Below are 16,356 nucleotides of genomic sequence, written 5' to 3'. Positions count from 1 at the left end.
TCAGGTCACATTCACCTTCCATGAATGGGCATCTGCAAAAACGACTGGCGAACCTATGGCGCAATGTCTTTACAGGTGCTCATCCGTTGCGCAGCTTAACGAGTGCGGCAAGGCCCGTGCTTGCAGCGCTGCGACATATTCGGTCATCGGCACGCAGCTCTGGCCCTGCGCATCGGACAACACTAGCAGTCGTGTAGGAAATTGGGCGTTTTATGCCCGGATTTACGGCACCTTCGTGCCCGAAATGACCAGCGGCGCCCCGAATGTTCACGACACATTCTCTGACAGTCAGCCGAGCAGAAATTCCCGAGGGCTGGCAGAATTGCCTTTTGTTGTGTTCACAACGCTCGCCGAGCCAGGAATTCCCCATGCAAATGACCACCTCCCTGTTGATCGTCAACCCGTGTGACGAGGAAGAAGACAACATGGCCATGCTCGCCTGCCACAGCGATCAGGGTGAAATGTTCCTGATGAGCCGCTATCCGGACGAGGACGAGCTGGAGATCACCCTTGATGGCGAGCCTTCGACGCTGGACGGCGTGAAAGTGACGCTGAGCCCTACCCGATTGCTGATCGAAATTGCAGCGGCGGATGCGGATGCGTTGAATGGGGATGATTCGCTGGAGATCATTCACAGCACGGATGCGAGTGATTTGGCGGAGGTGGAAGAAACGTTGCAGAACATTCTCAAGGGGACTGGCACTTATATCAGCCAGCTCTGATGGTGTCTGAGCGGGCGCCTTCGCGAGCAAGCCCGCTCCCACATTTAACCGCGTTCCTCCTGTAACAACGCGGTTAAATGTGGGAGCGGGCTTGCTCGCGAAGAGGCCCGAAAGAACGACACCACTCTCCGACCGGCACAAATCTCAAACGCGTTCACCCATCTATTCCCACACTTTGCACAAAATGCCGTTAGTCGCCGCCCCCCGCGATAGATTAAAGTAACGCCCCCAGCCCTGGCGTTATTCGAACGTCTTCGGTCACCCTTTCCAGGAACAGTCATCGATGGAACATCGTGAAGCGCTGCTCGCGCTGCGAACCTTTCTTTCAACGCAGATTCTCGGCCAGGAAAAACTCATCGAGCGCTTGCTCATCGCCTTGCTCGCCGACGGCCACATGCTGGTCGAGGGCGCTCCGGGCCTGGCCAAGACCAAGGCCATCAAAGAACTCGCCGAAGGCATCGAAGCCCAGTTCCATCGCATCCAGTTCACCCCCGACCTGTTGCCTGCCGACATCACCGGCACGGAAATCTATCGCCCGGAAACCGGCAGTTTCGTGTTCCAGCAAGGCCCGATCTTCCATAACCTGGTACTGGCGGACGAAATCAACCGTGCCCCGGCCAAGGTCCAGTCGGCGCTGCTCGAAGCCATGGGCGAGCGTCAGGTCAGTGTCGGGCGCAGCACCTACGAGCTGTCGCCGCTGTTCCTGGTGATGGCCACGCAAAACCCGATCGAGCAGGAAGGCACTTACCCGCTGCCCGAAGCGCAACTGGACCGCTTCCTGATGCACGTGAAAATCGGTTTTCCGGACGCGGCGGTCGAACGGCGCATCCTGCAACAAGCCCGTGGCGAAGCCTTGAACGGCGAAACCAAACCCGAGCGCCGGGTCAGCCAGCAGGCCATTTTCGCCGCACGCAAGGAAATCCTCGGTTTGTACATGGCCGACGCCGTGGAGGAATACCTGGTGCAACTGGTCATGGCCACGCGCACGCCGGCCAAGTTCGACCCGGAAATGGCCGAGTGGATCGCCTACGGCGCCAGCCCCCGCGGTTCGATTGCCCTCGACCGCTGCGCCCGCGCCCACGCCTGGCTCGCCGGTCGCGACTTCGTCAGCCCGGAAGACATTCAGGCCGTGCTGTTCGACGTCCTGCGTCACCGCATCATTCTTTCTTTTGAAGCCGAAGCCGCGGGCATCGACCAGGACCGGGTGGTCCAGCGGATTCTCGACGTCGTAGCCGTCGCTTGACCCCGATGACCGCCATCCTGCCGCCCGAGCCGGGCATCCGCGTCAGCCTCGCCGAGCTGATCGAGATTCGCCATCGCGTGCGTGAAGTGCAGCTGTTTTCCACGCCGAGCCAGCGCAGCCCGCTGATCGGCCTGCACCATTCCAAGCTGCGTGGCCGTGGGGTCGACTTCGATCAGGTGCGGGTCTATCAGGCCGGCGATGACGTGCGCAGCATCGACTGGCGGGTCACCGCCCGAACGCAGGAGCCGCACACCAAGCTGTTCCACGAAGAGCGCGAGCGACCGATTTTCATCATGGTCGAGCAAAGTCGCCGGCTGTTTTTCGGTTCAGGGCTGATGTTCAAATCGGTGCTCGCCGCCCAGGCCGCCAGCCTGATCGGCTGGGCCGCGCTCGGCCATAACGATCGGGTCGGCGGGCTGGTGTTCGGCGATAACGAACACTACGAAATCAAGCCCCGGCGCAGCAAACAAAGCCTGCTGCAATTTCTTAACCGACTGGTGCGCGTCAATCAATCGCTGCACACCGAAAGCGAACAGAACCGCGATTCCCTCAACCTCGCCCTGCGTCGCGCCCGGGAGGTGCTGCGTCCCGGCAGCCTGGTGATCGTGATCTGCGACGAGCGCGCGTTGACTGAAGGCTCCGAGCAACAACTGAGTCTGCTGTCCCGCCATTGCGACCTGTTGCTGCTACCGCTTTCCGACCCACTGGACCACGCCCTGCCCGCTGCCGGCCTTTTGCGCTTTGCCGAGCGCGGAGCGCAACTGGAACTTGATACGCTGAATTTTGACCTGCGCCAAACCTACCGCGCCCAGGCCGAAGCACGCATCGCCCGTTGGGAATTGCTCGCGCAAAAACTTCGCGTATTGCTGATGCCCCTGAGCACCCAGAGCGAGATGGTCGAACAACTGCGCGAATACCTGAACCCGCAGAAACCGGGGAAACATCGATGAGCAGCCTCGATCAACTGCAACCGCTGATTTCCCCGCCGCCCATCGCCTTCTGGCCACCGGCTCCGGGCTGGTGGCTGCTGCTGTTATTGCTGCCGCTGATCGGCTTCGGCCTTTGGAAGGCGCGGCGTTTCCTGTCGAACAAACGCCCCATCGTGCGCGCCGAACAGCCGCTGGACCCGGTGCGCCTCGCCGCACTGGCCGAACTGGCGCTGATGCCCAAACCTTATGACGGCGCACCGGCCGGTGCCTGGCTGCAGCAACTCAACGGTTTGCTCAAGCGCCTGTGTCGCAACCATTACCCCTACAGCCAGAGCCACACCCTCAACGGGCGCAAATGGCTGGCGTTCCTCGACAACCGCTGCCCGGCCGCCGGCCTGACGCGCTGGATGGTGCTGGTCGAAGGCGCCTACAAACCCGAATGCAAACTCGACGACAAAGCCATCGCCGGCCTGACGCAAGCCGTCGACACGTGGATTCGCAAACATGTTTGAGTTCGCCTGGCCGTGGATCTTCGCCCTGCTGCCGCTGCCCTGGTTGATGCGCATCGTGCTGCCGGTGGCCGACAGCGGCGAACCGGCGCTCAAAGTCAGCTTCCTCAGCGACCTCGAAGGCCTCGCCCGGCGCCGTGCCCGGGCCAATCTGCCGGCCTGGCGCCAGCAAGCGCCGTTCATGCTGCTGTGGCTGTTTTTACTGATCGCCGCGGCGCGCCCGCAGTGGCTCGGTGAACCGTTGCCGATTGCCGCCAGTGGCCGTGATCTGCTGGTGGCGGTGGATGTTTCCGGCTCCATGGATTTTCCCGACATGCAGTGGCAGGGCGATGAGGTCAGCCGCCTGACGCTGGTGCAACATTTGCTCGGGGATTTTCTGGAAGGCCGCGAAGGCGACCGTGTTGGCTTGATTCTGTTCGGCAGCAGGGCGTACCTGCAGGCACCGCTGACGTTTGACCGGCACACCGTGCGGGTCTGGCTCGACGAGGCACGCATCGGTATCGCCGGCAAGAACACCGCCATTGGCGACGCCATCGGCCTCGCGCTCAAACGCCTGCGCCTGCGTCCAGCGCAAAGCCGCGTGCTGATTCTGGTCACTGACGGCGCCAATAACGGCGGCGAAATCGACCCGTTGACGGCCGCGCGGCTGGCGGCCAAGGAAGGCGTGAAAATCTACCCGATCGGCATCGGCGCCGATCCCGAGCAAAGCGGCACCGCGGGATTCCTCGGTATCAACCCGAGCCTGGACCTCGACGAGCCTGCGCTGAAGGCCATCGCCGCCGCCACGGGTGGCCAGTATTTCCGCGCCCGCGACAGCAAGGAATTGCAAGCGATCAAGGAAAACCTCGATCAACTGGAGCCTGTGACCCAACAACCGACCCAGGCCCGCCCGGCGCAGACGTTGTATCACTGGCCTTTGGCGACAGCGCTGCTGTTGAGCATGCTGCTGGTCATCCGCGAACTCTGGCCGGACAACCCGTTGCAGCGCCTGTTTACCAAGGATCTGTTCTTGCAGACGCCACTGCCTGACTGGCGCCAACGGCTCAAACGCCTGCGCCTGCGGAGGCGCCGATGAGTGCGCTTTGGCCGTACTGGTTCCGCCCTTGGTGGCTGTTGCTGTTGCCGCTGCTCGGCTGGTTGCTCTGGCAACTCTGGCATCGACAGAAGCGCGCCGGCCGCTGGCAGATGATTCTGCCCCCGGCCTTTCATTCCGCGTTGCTCAGCGGCGGCAACGGTCGCGACAGCAAACTGCCGTGGGTCGCGCTCGGCGTGGCGTGGCTGTTGACGATTCTGGCGTTGCTCGGACCGAGCTGGGAGCGCGTTGAGCAAACCAGTCAGAAACCCGCCGACCCGATGGTGGTGATTCTGGAGCTGACCCCGGAAATGCTCGCCACCGACGTCACGCCAAACCGACTGGAAAAAGCCCGGCGCAAGCTGTTCGACCTGCTGCAAAATCGCAGCGACGCACAGACCGCCATCGTCGTTTACGCCGGCAGCGCGCACACGCTGGTGCCGCTGTCGGACGACCTCTCCACCAGTCGTAATCTGCTGGATGCGCTCAAACCGTCGCTGATGCCCCAGGCCGGCCATCGCGCCGACCTCGCGGTGACCAAGGCCCTTGCGCTACTGGATCAGGCTGCGTTGGGTGACGGCCGGATCCTGCTGATCGGCTCGTCGTTGACCGATCTGGAACGCGAAGGGATTCAGCAGGCGCTCGACGGCAAGTCGACACAGTTTTTAATGCTTGGCATTGGCACCGCCGAAGGTGCGCCGATCACGCAGGAAGACGGCAGTTTCCTCAAGGATGATCAGGGCGCGATTCTGGTGCCGCACCTGGACGAACCGAGCCTGAAAGCCTTCGTCAACGGCCTCGATGGGCGTTATCGCCATGCGCGTCTGGACGATGCCGACCTGCGCGCCCTCGGCCTGCTCGACGGCCCACGCCATCTGCGCAATGACGGCCAGACCCTGCGCCTCGATACCTGGGCCGATCAGGGTTACTGGCTGTTGTTGCCGCTGCTGCTGCTGGCGGCCTGCGCCGGGCGTCGCGGCTGGTTGTTCTGCTTGCCGTTGTTGTTCCTGTTGCCGCAATCGAGCTACGCCTTCGACTTCGAAGACTTGTGGCTGCGCCCCGATCAGCAAGGTCTGCACCTGCTCAAGAAGAAGCGTCCCGCCGAAGCCGCGCAACATTTCGAGGATCGACAATGGCAAGGCGTCGCGCTCTATGAGGCCGGCGACTACAGTGGCGCCGCCCAGCGGTTCGCCGAGGGCAAAGACGCTCACGCCCACTACAATCGAGGCAACGCCCTGGCCAAAAGCGGTGAGCTGGAAGCCGCGCTGGATGCTTACGAACAGGCGCTGGAGCGTCAGCCGGATCTGCGCCCGGCGTTGACCAACAAGGCCTTGGTGGAAAGTCTGCTCAAGCAGAAAAACACACCGGCGCCGGTTGAGCCGGACAAAACCGAAGGCGACGAGACCGGTGCCCCGCAGGAACCACCGCCCGGCGCGGCCACCCAACAGTCGAACAGTGGCGAACCGAAGTCCGACGCCGAGACGACTACGCCCGATACGCAACAGTCGGATACGACACCCGCGCGACCCGGCACCAATGAAGTGCCCGGCAGCGAGTTGGGCGACGAACAAAGCACCACACCGCCGATGCGACCCGCCAGCGATGCCATCGATGGCGAACAGCGCCAGGCGCTGGAGCAATGGCTGCGCAAGATCCCGGATGACCCGAGTGAATTGCTCAGGCGCAAATTCTGGTACGAACAGCAACAACATCAGGATCAGGAAGACACTCGATGACCCGCTTCACCGCTTTCTTGCTTGCCATGTTTCTCTGGACTGTACAGGCCCAGGCCGCGGAGCTGGTCGCCAGTGTCGATCGCAGTCGCCTGAACTCCGGCGAGACGGTCGAGCTGACCCTGGAATCCAACGACGTAACGCAGTTCGGCAAGCCTGACCTGACGGCGCTGGAGCCGCTGTTCGACGTGCGCGGCACCCGCCAGGTCAACCAGTTGACCACCATTAACGGCGACAACCGCGCTACCACCCGCTGGATCATTACCCTGCTGCCTCGTCAGAACGGCAGTGTGGTGATTCCGGCGCTCCAACTGGGCGACGTGCAAAGCCAGCCGATCACCTTGCAAGTGGTGGAAAGCGAAACCCAGGCCAGCACCCACAAACTGCTCCCGGTGTTCATCGACGCCAGCCTCGATCAGAGCAGCGTGTACGTGCAGGCCCAGGCGATCCTCACCTTGCGCATCTACCATTCCGTTTCGCTGTACGACGACAGCAGCCTGACCCCGCTGCAGATTCCCGATGCGCGCATCGAGCAACTGGGTGAGTCGCGCACTTATGAAAAAGACATCAACGGCTTGCGCCACGGCGTGATCGAACTGCGTTACGCGATCTACCCGCAACACAGCGGCCAGTTGATCATTCCGGCGCAGATATTCAGTGCCACGCTGGTCGACGCGCAACCGGCCAGGGACGTCGAATCCCAAGTGCCGAAATCCGGCAAACTGATGCGCGTCAGCTCGGTCGAACTGTCGCTTGCCGTCAAGGCAAAACCCGCCACTTACCCGGCTGACGTGCCTTGGCTGCCGGCCAGAAGCCTGAGTTTGAGCGAGAGCTGGAACCCTGAACCGGATCATGCGCAGGTGGGCGATTCGCTGACCCGCAGCCTGACCTTGAAGGCCGAAGGCCTGGCCAGTTCTCAACTGCCACCGTTGCCGGCGACCGACGTCAACGGCTTGCGGCGTTATCCGGACCAGCCGGTGCTGGTCAACCAGAACAGCGAACGCGGCCTGATCGGCAGCCGCGAGGACCGTGAAGCGCTGGTGCCTGTTCGCAACGGCGACGTCGAGTTACCGGCGGTGGAGGTGGTCTGGTGGAACACGTTTGAGGATCATCTGGAACACACCAGCCTGCCAGCCCGGACTCTGCAAGTGGCGAATAATCCAGGGTTGATGGTCGAGACCCCGGCGGGCATGCCGCCGGTCATTTCCGCTGCTGACAACGAAGCGCTCTGGTGGTGGAAACTCAGCACCATGGTTCTGGCCTGCACCACCCTGCTGGGCTTCGGCCTCTGGTGGCGCGGCCGCTGGCAACCGGCAATCCTGCGAGCGGCGCAGACCGGCCCGAGCCCGCGCACCGTGCTCGACGACCTCAAACGCGCTTGCCAGGCCAACGACTCCCACGCCACCCGCCAGGCCCTCGACGCCTGGGCCCGGCAACAACCGGAAACCCTGGCCGACATGGCGGCGCGATTCGTGCCATTGTCCGATGCGCTGGATGGTTTGAATGGGGCGTTGTATAGCGAAACCGGCCAGCATTGGCAGGGTGAGGAGCTGTGGCGTGCGATCAAGGCGATCCCGATTGCCGAGCGGGTTCACGATCCGGTGGGCGACAGTGGGTTGCCGCCGCTCTACCCGAAATAAACACTGCTCTCAGATGAAGAGAGCTTCTGTGGCTACGAATGACAACCTGGAACAATCACGCTCAGGGTGATTGTTCCAGTTTGCAGGTCAGGGTTGTTCGTCCCACAGCACATCTTTCGCCTTGTCCGGCGCCCAATCTGGCACGTGAGCAATGTGCTTTTGTTTGCAACTCCAGTTCTTCCCGACGTGGCTCACCCAATCGCCGACTCGATACTCTGCCCCCAGCTCCCACGCAGGGTACTTACTTTCAGCTTTGGTTTTGACATCCAGGATGTTACTGGATGGCGACAGTTTCCCGGTCAGGTCGAGCGCCCTCACAAAGTAGCGATACTTGGTCTCTGGCGTTAGGCCCGTATCGTCAGCCGAGGTTTTATCTCCGCTCACGGCATTGACTTGTTGATCGTCACGATAAATCAGGTATTTCTCAATTGGCGCCCAGCCGATGGATTTGCCCCACATCAGACTGACGGTCCGTGCTGTCTGGCCCATGCTGTGCAGATTCGCCGGAGCGGTGGGTGGTGCGTCCTCTCCACCTTCGGGCAAGGTATGGACTTGAATCCGCGGACTGGGATCGGAAGCATTGTCCTGCTCGTCGAGAGCAATGACAGCATAGTGGTAGAGGGTTTGGGCCTCCACGCTGTTATCGGTCAAGGTCTGTAGCGATGCGTCGATATCGGCAACGGTGATCCCGTTACGCGTAACTTGATAGGACTTGATGGGATTAGGGCCAGTTGCTTTATTCCACGTCAGCACCACTTGCTTGTCGGTAACGTCGCTGGCCTTTAACCCGGTCGGCCTGTCAGGACGATCACCTCCATCTTCGGGTGCAAAAAGCAAATCCAGCACGTTATAGAAGCCCATCGACGTATTGGCGATTTCCCAAACTGCCAACATCACGTGGTAACCCGAACGTTTGGGTAGCGGAACACCATGCGTGGTGGGTGAAGTCGGCTCCAAGGCATCTTCATGGGCCCAGTACGGTTGCAGATTGTTTCGCACCGTAAAAAATGGTTTTGGTTCAAATTGATCCCGCGACAAAACTTTCTCAGGATCCCAGCCTACTTTGGTAATGAAGTAATTCCAGCACCGAGTAGCGTGCTTGGCAGATTTATACCATGAGATATCCAGCGCCTCGCCGCTTCGCACTTCGTGCTTTTTCCAGTGGTCGCCAGGTTCATCCAGGAACGCGCCGGTCAGCTGATTCGCGCTGGCAATCTTTCCATCCGGAGGTGGCGGGGAGTTGGCCACGTCATCTTTGGCATCAGAATCCAGCAGTCCTCCGAGGATCTCCGGAAAAAATTTTCCACACTCCCGCTGGTCCCGCGCCCCTTCATCCAGCTTTCCTTCCTCCCAGGCAAACCAGGGCCGGGAAGCGGGAGTAAAGACACTACCGTGATTCGGTGCGTTGTTTCGACTGATCGTGTTCGGGCTACGCTGTGACATGGTGTTTCTCCACGTTTGTTTAATCACTGCCAGGGCTCCATACCCTCCACAACCATTAAACGCCCAGCCCTCCAACGCGGATACTGTCAGAAGTAACAGGTCGATGCGTCGTTGGTCGGTTATTCACTGTCGCCGATTTGCAAGAACCCCTTCAGCAACCCAAAGCATTTGCCAGTAAACTCTCTCCCCTTTCGCCGCCTCCATTTCCTCGCGGCCATCACCTATTCCCTACGGAGTTCGCCTTGCGTCTGTTTCACACCTCCGACTGGCACCTTGGGCAGAACCTGCACGGCCAGGACCGTGATTTCGAGCACGGCTGTTTCCTCGAATGGCTGTTGCGCCAGCTGAAGCTGGACCAGCCCGACGTGCTGCTGATCGCCGGCGATATCTTCGACACGGTCAATCCGCCGGTCAAAGCCCAGGAACGCCTTTACGACTTCATCGTCAGCGCCCATGAACAACAGCCGAAGCTGACCATCGTGATGATCGCCGGCAACCACGATTCCGGTTCGCGCATCGAACTGCCGGCGCCGCTGATGCGCCGTTTGCGCACGCACGCGTTAGGTCGTGTGCTTTGGCTGGATGACGGGCAGCTCGACGCCGAGCGTCTGCTGCTGCCACTGCCGGACGCCAAGGGCAAAACCGTCGCCTGGTGCCTGGCGCTGCCATTCCTGCGCCCTGCCGAAGTGACCGGCGCACATCTGGGCGACAACTACCTGCGCGGGATAGGCCAGGTTCACGAATGGCTGATCGAAGCCGCCAACGCCAAGCGCAAGAAGGGCCAGGCGCTGATTGCCATCAGTCATGCACACATGGCGGGCGGTTCGGTGTCGGAAGACTCCGAGCGCAGTCTGATCATCGGTAACGCCGAAGCCCTGCCCGCCAGCCTGTTCGGCCCGAGCATCAGCTACGTCGCCCTCGGTCATTTGCACAAGCCACAGAAGGTCAACGGTGAAGAGCGCATTCGCTACAGCGGCTCGCCGATTCCATTGTCGTTCTCCGAAATCGGTTATCAGCATCAGATTCTCGACATCCAGCTCGACGGCGAAACCCTGGTCAGCGTGGAGCCGAAACTGATTCCTCGCGCCGTCAACCTGCAACGCATTGGCCCCGTGCCTTTGGCCGAAATCCTCCTGCAACTGGCCGACCTGCCGAACATCGATCTGCTGGCCGATACTCACCGTCAGCCGTGGCTGGAAGTCCGGGTTCGCCTCGACGAACCGCAACCCGACTTGCGCCACCAGGTCGAAACCGCCCTGCAAGGCAAAGCCGTGCGCCTGGTGCGCATCGCCGCTGAATACGCCGGCAACGGCAACCGCGATGGCGTCGATGACGGCACTACCCTGATCGAACTGGACCAACTCACGCCTCAGGAACTGTTCAGCCGCGCCTGGCAGGACAACTACGGCAGCGAGGTCGACGAGCAAACGCTGAAGGACTTTGCCGAGCTGTTGCAGGACGTGCAGATGGAGAGCGAACAGCCATGAAAATTCTCGCGATCCGCCTGAAAAACCTCGCCTCGCTGGCCGGGCCGTTTGAAATCGACTTCACCGCAGAACCCTTGGCCAGTGCCGGTCTGTTCGCGATTACCGGGCCGACCGGTGCCGGTAAAAGCACCTTGCTCGATGCCTTGTGCCTGGCGCTGTTCGGCGCCGTGCCGCGTCTGAGCAACGCTCAAGTGTCGGCCAAAGCGCCGGACGCCGACGGCGAGATCAGCACCGGCGACCCGCGCACGCTGCTGCGTCGCGGCACGGGCGAAGGGTATGCCGAAGTGGATTTCGTCGGCATCGATGGCCGTCGCTACCGCGCGCGCTGGGAAGCCAATCGCGCCCGGGAGAAGGCTGGCGGCAAGCTGCAACACAGCCGTCAGAGCTTGCGCGACATCGACCTCGATCAACTGCTCGCCAGTCAGAAAGTCGAATTCAAGACCCAGCTCGAAACCGTCCTGGGCCTGAACTTCGAGCAGTTCACCCGCGCCGTGTTGCTGGCCCAGAGTGAGTTCAGTGCGTTCCTCAAGGCCAACGACAACGAGCGCAGCGAACTGCTGGAAAAACTCACCGACACCGCGCTTTACACGCGCCTCGGCCGGCGCGCATTTGACAAGACCAAAGACGCCCGCGAGGCCCACAAGCTGTTGCAGGATCAAGCCACCGGCGTCACACCGCTGCCGCCCGAAGCGCGGGCAGAACTGGATGAACGCTTCAACGAAGCACAGCAGCAACTCAAGACCCAACAGGCGCAACTCAAGCAATTAGAACTGCAACACACCTGGCTGAAAGAACTGCGCCAATTGCAGGACGAGCAGCTCAGCGCCACTGAACAACTGACCAGCGCCTGGCAGGATTGGGAAAGTCTGGCCGGCGAACGCTTGAAGTTGACTCGCCTGGAACACCTGGCACCCCAACGGCACCAGTTCGCCCGCCAGACCGAACTCAGCGCCCGGCTCACGCCGCTGGCCGCGCAGATTCAGCAGCACACCCGGCAAGAACAGGATCTGCAGGCGCGTCGGACGCAACTCGAACACAGCCTGAGCGCGGCGCAAACCGCGCTGGTAGAGGCACAAAGCCAACACACTTCAAGCGCACCCCTGCTGCGTCAGGCCTTTGAAGCGCAAAGCACCCTCGCCCGCCTGATCAAGGACACCGGCCTCAGTGCCGACCTCCAGCAGCAAGCGGAACTGGCCTGTTCCGAAGGCCAACAGACAATTCAAGGTTTGCTCGATCAGCAGAAGCAGGTGGCCGAGCGTTTGCAACGGATTGCCGCCGAGCTTGAACAAAGCACCCACCTGGCGCCACTCAGCGATGCCTGGAACGCCTACCGCCACCGCCTGCAGCAATTGATGCTGATCGGCAATCGCCTGAACAAGGGTCAGGCGGAACTGGCGTCTCTGGAACAGAATGCCAGCCGTGCCGCCGATGAACTGGCGGCACAAAAACACAACCTGGAAGTGCTCTACAAAGAAGCCGGCGCCGAGCCTGAAGCGGTGGCCGAACAGATTCAGTTGCTCGGCAATCTGTTGCAGGACAACCGCAAGCAACTGCGCGCCTTTGAAGAGCTGACGCGCCTGTGGACCCGCCAGCAAGAACTGGACAAACGCATCGCCGAACTGCAGCAACGTCAAACTGTTGCCCAGCAGGAGCGCGACCGTCTGACCCAGGACGGGGTGAAGACCAAAAATGAATTGACCGTCGCTGAGCAGACCCTGACGGTGACCCGCGAACTGCTGGAACGCCAGCGTCTGGCCCGCAGCGCCAGTGTCGAAGAACTGCGCGAGCAGTTGCAGGACGATCAGCCGTGCCCGGTTTGCGGCAGTCCGGACCATCCTTATCATCAGCCCGAAGCGCTGTTGCAAAGCCTCGGCCGCCATGATGAAAGCGAACAGGCCAGCGCGCAGAAAGCGGTGGATTTGCTCAAGGAAACACTCACCGACCTGCGTACCGAAGTCGGCGGTGTGATCGCGCAGCAGAAGGAACTGCTGCAGCAGCAGGAACAACTCGTCGCTCAACAGCAGAGCCTGGTCCCCAGCCTTGAAGCGCACCCGTTATCGGCGCAGCTTTTCACTCACGATGCCGCCAAACGTGACGCCTGGCTAACCCAGCAAAACAGCCAGTTGAACCAAAGCATCACGCAGGACGAACAGCGCCAAACCGCCCTGCTCACCCTGCAACAGGACGCCGCGCGCTTGCAGCAGCAATTGCGCGCCGCCGAAGCTGCGAGTCAGCAGGCGACCCAGCATCTGGCCAACCAGCAACGCGAGCTGAGCAACGATCGCCAGCGTCTGGACGAAGAGCTGATCGCCTTCAGCACCCTGCTCCCGGCCGACACGCTGGACGCCTTGCGCAACGAACCGGCCGCGACCTTCATGCAACTCGACCGGCAGATCGCCCAGCGCCTGGAACAACTCGACCAGCAACGGGATGAACTCAGCGAACAGCAACAACGCCAGCAGACGCTGGAGAAAGAACAGGTCCGTCAACTGACCCGCGTCCAGCAACTGGAAGCGGCTCAGCAGCAGTTCACCGCCCTCGCCGAGCAGCAACAGGCTTGCCAGCAACAACTGACGCAACTGCTCGGTTCACACAGCAGCGCCGAACACTGGCAGCAGCAACTGGATCAGGCCGTCGAACAGGCGCGCAATGCCGAAGCGATGGCCAATCAGGAACTGCAATCGGTGCGCACGCGCCTGGTGCAACTGGCCGCTGAACTCAACGCGCAGCAAGAACGCCTGCTGGCCCTGGAAACCGAAGGCCGCGAACTGAACACGAAGATCGCCGACTGGCGCGCCTTGCATCCGGAACTGGATGACGGCGGCCTGGAACAGTTGCTCAGTGTCGACGACCAGCAAGTCAGCGAATTGCGCCAACGGTTGCAGCACAACGAAAAAGCCATCGAACAAGCCAAGGTGTTGTTGCAGGAGCGGGACAAGCGCCTGACCAGTCACCAGGCACAGCACAACGGCCATCTCGATGCCGGGCAACTCGCTACCGCCCTGACCGAACTGCAAAGCCAGTTTGCCGCCAGTGAGCACCGCTGCGCCGAACTGCGCGCCGAGCAGGCCGAGGATCAGCGCCGGCAAAACGCCAATCAGGCGTTGGCCCAACAGATCGCCGACGCCTACACCGAGTACCAGCGCTGGGCGCGTCTGAATGCCTTGATCGGCTCCGCCAGCGGCGACACCTTCCGCAAGATTGCCCAGGCCTACAACCTCGACTTGCTGGTGCATCACGCCAACGTGCAGTTGCGCCAACTGGTGCGCCGTTATCGCTTGAAACGCGGCGGCAGCATGCTCGGGTTGCTGGTGATGGACACCGAGATGGGCGACGAACTGCGTTCGGTGCATTCGTTGTCCGGCGGTGAAACCTTCCTCGTCTCCTTGGCACTGGCGTTGGGTCTGGCGTCGATGGCGTCGAGCACGCTGAAAATCGAATCGCTGTTCATCGACGAAGGCTTCGGCAGCCTCGATCCGGAATCCCTGCAACTGGCCATGGATGCCCTCGACGGCTTGCAGGCTCAAGGCCGCAAGGTCGCGGTGATTTCCCACGTTCAGGAAATGCACGAACGGATCCCGGTGCAGATTCAGGTCCACCGCCAGGGCAACGGCCTGAGTACGCTGGAGGTGAAATGACGACGCTGTACTCCTTCCGCCGCTGCCCGTACGCCATGCGGGCCCGCATGGCCCTGCGTTACTCGGCGGTTGCGGTGAACATCGTCGAGGTCAGCCTGAAGGCCAAGCCTGCCGAGATGCTTGCGCTGTCGAGCAAAGGCACGGTGCCGGTGCTGAGTGTCGACGGAGAGGTGATCGATGAAAGCCTGTCGATCATGCACTGGGCGCTGGCGCAGAACGATCCGCAGAATTGGTTGCTCAAGGATGATCCCGTTGGGCAAGTGCAAATCGCTGCGCTGATTGAAGAGAACGATCAGGTGTTCAAGGTGCACCTGAATCGCTACAAGTACGCCGAGCGTTATCCCGAGCAGCCGATGGCGTTTTATCGCAGCGAGGGTGAGGTGTTCTTGCGCAGGCTGGAGGGATTGCTGGAGGGACGCGATTATTTGTTGGCGGACCATCCGAGTCTGGCGGATGTGGCGCTGATGCCGTTCGTACGGCAATTCGCGCATGTTGATCGCGAGTGGTTTGGGCAGTCGCCTTATGTGCAGTTGCAGGCTTGGCTACAGCGGTTCCTGGAGTCAGACCTGTTCACATCAATCATGAAGAAATAACCGGCCCCTTGTAGGAGCGAGCTTGCTCGCGATGGTGGGTCAGACACCGCTTCGTCAACTGACACACCATCGCGAGCAAGCTCGCTCCTACAGGGGGGTCAGTGGCGTGTCGAAGATTCAGGAAAACACCTCACACATCTGCAGCACCGAGCAATCAACCTGGAACGGCCCGAAGAAATCACCTTGGCGTTTCATCGGCGGATTACCGGCCAGCAAGCCCATGGCCTTGTCGGTTTCGATGCTTCGAGCGAGGTTGTGGTTGGCCTCGATCGACCGCGCTACAGAACCTGCCGATGCTTGCCCGATCCCCAGCAGGGAAGATCCATTGGTCATGAACGCCAGAAAGGCGATGACCCAGAGTTTGCCCCCTTTCATGCCCCAGCCACTCCCGCCACGTCTGCGTGATCGACCACGGCGTTTTGTGCGCGGTGTTCGAACTGGATGGCGGGATAAACGACTTGAATCGGTGCTTCGATGTCGTTCTGCGAGTGAGCCGAAAGGCTGACGACCAACACCAGTGCCACGTAAAGACCGATGGCCAGGTAGGCGCCGTGTTTGGCAGAAGTGAGGATTGCGCTGGCCATGGTGTTCTCCGTGGGCATGTTTCGATGCCCACAGATTCGATCAAAAAAGCCGTGATAACCACTCAGGGTTATCCATAGTAACCATCAGCTTCGTTAATCATTAAGCCAGTCTATTTCAGCCTTCAATAAAACTCATCATGCGCTCGTGCGCAGCGTCGGGCTCGTCTGGAACGGGCGTCGCAGCCGATAAGATCGGGGTCGAATAGAGAAACAGAAGTACCACGGCCAGACGCATCGCCATGCTGTCGATCCTTTTTATGAGAGAAGGAGTCAAAAAATCAGCGTCAAATTTAAACTCATGGCCATGTGATATCAAGCAAAGGTTTGATAGCAATATGATGCTGTCGTAAACGCGTTATGCAGGAGCGACATCACTCAGGCATTCTCGAAGCTTTTCAGCTTGATCCGCGCAAGTGACTTCGCTCCTGCATAAAGGGTGCAGGGCTCGGATTTCAGGCTTGGGTTTTGTGATCCAGGGCCGCGTAGAAGTTGGCGCTCTGTTGCAGGTATTTCTGGGTGTAGCTCTGGGTGTGGGATTTTTTGTCGCTGATTTCAACGTTGGCACTGGCTGGCAGAGCAACAGTGGCAGAGATAGCGGAAGCGGCGATTACAGAGAAGAGATTGAAGTTCATGGCGGTATTCCTCGACGACAGTTGGCTTGCTTGCCCGATGGGGCCGTGAAGCAAACTTAACCGTCGAGGCTGGCACCTTGAAATCTTTTGTAGCATTAGCAGATATCAGCGTCATTAATAGAAGGAGGCAG

15 protein-coding genes are annotated in these 16,356 nt (G+C 60.8%); 10 read left to right on the top strand and 5 right to left on the bottom strand.

The window, feature by feature from the left end; genetic code table 11:
* Positions 1 to 368: 368 nt before the first annotated feature.
* The 7 genes from ACA073_RS12720 (at position 369) to ACA073_RS12690 (ending at position 7,848) form a co-directional block, all read left to right on the top strand.
* A complete protein-coding gene (locus ACA073_RS12720; RefSeq protein ID WP_017338463.1) occupies positions 369 to 722 on the top strand; it encodes a hypothetical protein in 354 nt (117 codons plus the stop codon).
* 283 nt (positions 723 to 1,005) lie between these two features.
* Positions 1,006 to 1,965 carry an AAA family ATPase gene (locus tag ACA073_RS12715; protein ID WP_008150800.1) on the top strand — a complete coding sequence of 320 codons (960 nt, stop codon included), beginning with the start codon at positions 1,006 to 1,008 and terminating at the stop codon, positions 1,963 to 1,965.
* 5 nt (positions 1,966 to 1,970) lie between these two features.
* Positions 1,971 to 2,915 carry a DUF58 domain-containing protein gene (locus ACA073_RS12710; RefSeq protein WP_497403856.1) on the top strand — a complete coding sequence of 315 codons (945 nt, stop codon included), beginning with the start codon at positions 1,971 to 1,973 and terminating at the stop codon, positions 2,913 to 2,915.
* Complete coding sequence (locus ACA073_RS12705) at positions 2,912 to 3,406, top strand: DUF4381 domain-containing protein (protein ID WP_497403855.1); 495 nt, start codon at positions 2,912 to 2,914, stop codon at positions 3,404 to 3,406. The genes ACA073_RS12710 and ACA073_RS12705 overlap by 4 nt, the downstream gene beginning before the upstream one ends.
* Positions 3,399 to 4,478, top strand: coding sequence for a vWA domain-containing protein (locus ACA073_RS12700; protein WP_497403854.1), 1,080 nt, complete (start codon positions 3,399 to 3,401; stop codon positions 4,476 to 4,478). Before ACA073_RS12705 ends, ACA073_RS12700 begins: the two co-directional genes overlap by 8 nt.
* On the top strand, positions 4,475 to 6,211 hold the full coding sequence (locus ACA073_RS12695; RefSeq protein ID WP_497403852.1) for a tetratricopeptide repeat protein: 1,737 nt from the start codon (positions 4,475 to 4,477) through the stop codon (positions 6,209 to 6,211). Before ACA073_RS12700 ends, ACA073_RS12695 begins: the two co-directional genes overlap by 4 nt.
* On the top strand, positions 6,208 to 7,848 hold the full coding sequence (locus ACA073_RS12690) for a BatD family protein (RefSeq protein ID WP_497403851.1): 1,641 nt from the start codon (positions 6,208 to 6,210) through the stop codon (positions 7,846 to 7,848). The genes ACA073_RS12695 and ACA073_RS12690 overlap by 4 nt, the downstream gene beginning before the upstream one ends.
* A gap of 87 nt (positions 7,849 to 7,935) precedes the next feature.
* On the opposite strand, the gene ACA073_RS12685 is transcribed toward ACA073_RS12690, so the two are convergent.
* Positions 7,936 to 9,318: a lytic polysaccharide monooxygenase gene (locus tag ACA073_RS12685; RefSeq protein ID WP_497403849.1), complete on the bottom strand. Its 1,383-nt coding sequence runs from the start codon at positions 9,316 to 9,318 to the stop codon at positions 7,936 to 7,938.
* A 215-nt stretch (positions 9,319 to 9,533) separates the two neighbouring features.
* Between ACA073_RS12685 and ACA073_RS12680 the strand changes: the two genes are divergently transcribed.
* From ACA073_RS12680 to ACA073_RS12670, 3 genes are read left to right on the top strand one after another with little or no spacing between them, the layout of a single operon-like run.
* On the top strand, positions 9,534 to 10,778 hold the full coding sequence (locus tag ACA073_RS12680) for an exonuclease SbcCD subunit D C-terminal domain-containing protein (RefSeq protein WP_497403848.1): 1,245 nt from the start codon (positions 9,534 to 9,536) through the stop codon (positions 10,776 to 10,778).
* A complete protein-coding gene (locus tag ACA073_RS12675; protein WP_497403846.1) occupies positions 10,775 to 14,416 on the top strand; it encodes an AAA family ATPase in 3,642 nt (1,213 codons plus the stop codon). The genes ACA073_RS12680 and ACA073_RS12675 overlap by 4 nt, the downstream gene beginning before the upstream one ends.
* A complete protein-coding gene (locus ACA073_RS12670) occupies positions 14,413 to 15,009 on the top strand; it encodes a glutathione S-transferase (protein ID WP_497403845.1) in 597 nt (198 codons plus the stop codon). Before ACA073_RS12675 ends, ACA073_RS12670 begins: the two co-directional genes overlap by 4 nt.
* Before the next feature lie 117 nt (positions 15,010 to 15,126).
* Here ACA073_RS12670 and ACA073_RS12665 read toward each other — a convergent pair whose 3' ends face one another.
* The 4 genes from ACA073_RS12665 to ACA073_RS12650 form a co-directional block, all read right to left on the bottom strand.
* A complete protein-coding gene (locus ACA073_RS12665; protein ID WP_497403843.1) occupies positions 15,127 to 15,384 on the bottom strand; it encodes a hypothetical protein in 258 nt (85 codons plus the stop codon).
* Positions 15,381 to 15,593 (bottom strand): hypothetical protein, encoded by a 213-nt coding sequence (locus ACA073_RS12660; protein WP_497403841.1) that lies wholly within the window; start codon positions 15,591 to 15,593, stop codon positions 15,381 to 15,383. Before ACA073_RS12660 ends, ACA073_RS12665 begins: the two co-directional genes overlap by 4 nt.
* A 115-nt stretch (positions 15,594 to 15,708) precedes the next feature.
* The gene (locus ACA073_RS12655) at positions 15,709 to 15,834 is read right to left on the bottom strand and encodes a hypothetical protein (RefSeq protein WP_497403840.1); all 126 of its coding nucleotides are present in this window, start codon (positions 15,832 to 15,834) and stop codon (positions 15,709 to 15,711) included.
* A gap of 211 nt (positions 15,835 to 16,045) precedes the next feature.
* A complete protein-coding gene (locus ACA073_RS12650) occupies positions 16,046 to 16,225 on the bottom strand; it encodes a hypothetical protein (protein WP_031318838.1) in 180 nt (59 codons plus the stop codon).
* Positions 16,226 to 16,356: the final 131 nt, after the last annotated feature.

The organism is Pseudomonas sp. LBUM1670, assembly GCF_059695695.1.
This window is presented reverse-complemented; position numbering and strand designations above follow the sequence as displayed.

What these genes read in the sequence shown, in the direction of transcription:
- ACA073_RS12670 (WP_497403845.1), top strand. Translation starts at nt 14,413, where the DNA reads ATGACGACGCTGTACTCCTTCCGCCGCTGCCCGTACGCCATGCGGGCC.
- ACA073_RS12705 (WP_497403855.1), top strand. Translation starts at nt 2,912, where the DNA reads ATGAGCAGCCTCGATCAACTGCAACCGCTGATTTCCCCGCCGCCCATC.
- ACA073_RS12675 (WP_497403846.1), top strand. Translation starts at nt 10,775, where the DNA reads ATGAAAATTCTCGCGATCCGCCTGAAAAACCTCGCCTCGCTGGCCGGG.
- ACA073_RS12690 (WP_497403851.1), top strand. Translation starts at nt 6,208, where the DNA reads ATGACCCGCTTCACCGCTTTCTTGCTTGCCATGTTTCTCTGGACTGTA.
- ACA073_RS12720 (WP_017338463.1), top strand. Translation starts at nt 369, where the DNA reads ATGCAAATGACCACCTCCCTGTTGATCGTCAACCCGTGTGACGAGGAA.
- ACA073_RS12660 (WP_497403841.1), bottom strand. Translation starts at nt 15,593, where the DNA reads ATGGCCAGCGCAATCCTCACTTCTGCCAAACACGGCGCCTACCTGGCC.
- ACA073_RS12710 (WP_497403856.1), top strand. Translation starts at nt 1,971, where the DNA reads ATGACCGCCATCCTGCCGCCCGAGCCGGGCATCCGCGTCAGCCTCGCC.
- ACA073_RS12665 (WP_497403843.1), bottom strand. Translation starts at nt 15,384, where the DNA reads ATGAAAGGGGGCAAACTCTGGGTCATCGCCTTTCTGGCGTTCATGACC.
- ACA073_RS12650 (WP_031318838.1), bottom strand. Translation starts at nt 16,225, where the DNA reads ATGAACTTCAATCTCTTCTCTGTAATCGCCGCTTCCGCTATCTCTGCC.
- ACA073_RS12655 (WP_497403840.1), bottom strand. Translation starts at nt 15,834, where the DNA reads ATGGCGATGCGTCTGGCCGTGGTACTTCTGTTTCTCTATTCGACCCCG.
- ACA073_RS12715 (WP_008150800.1), top strand. Translation starts at nt 1,006, where the DNA reads ATGGAACATCGTGAAGCGCTGCTCGCGCTGCGAACCTTTCTTTCAACG.
- ACA073_RS12695 (WP_497403852.1), top strand. Translation starts at nt 4,475, where the DNA reads ATGAGTGCGCTTTGGCCGTACTGGTTCCGCCCTTGGTGGCTGTTGCTG.
- ACA073_RS12700 (WP_497403854.1), top strand. Translation starts at nt 3,399, where the DNA reads ATGTTTGAGTTCGCCTGGCCGTGGATCTTCGCCCTGCTGCCGCTGCCC.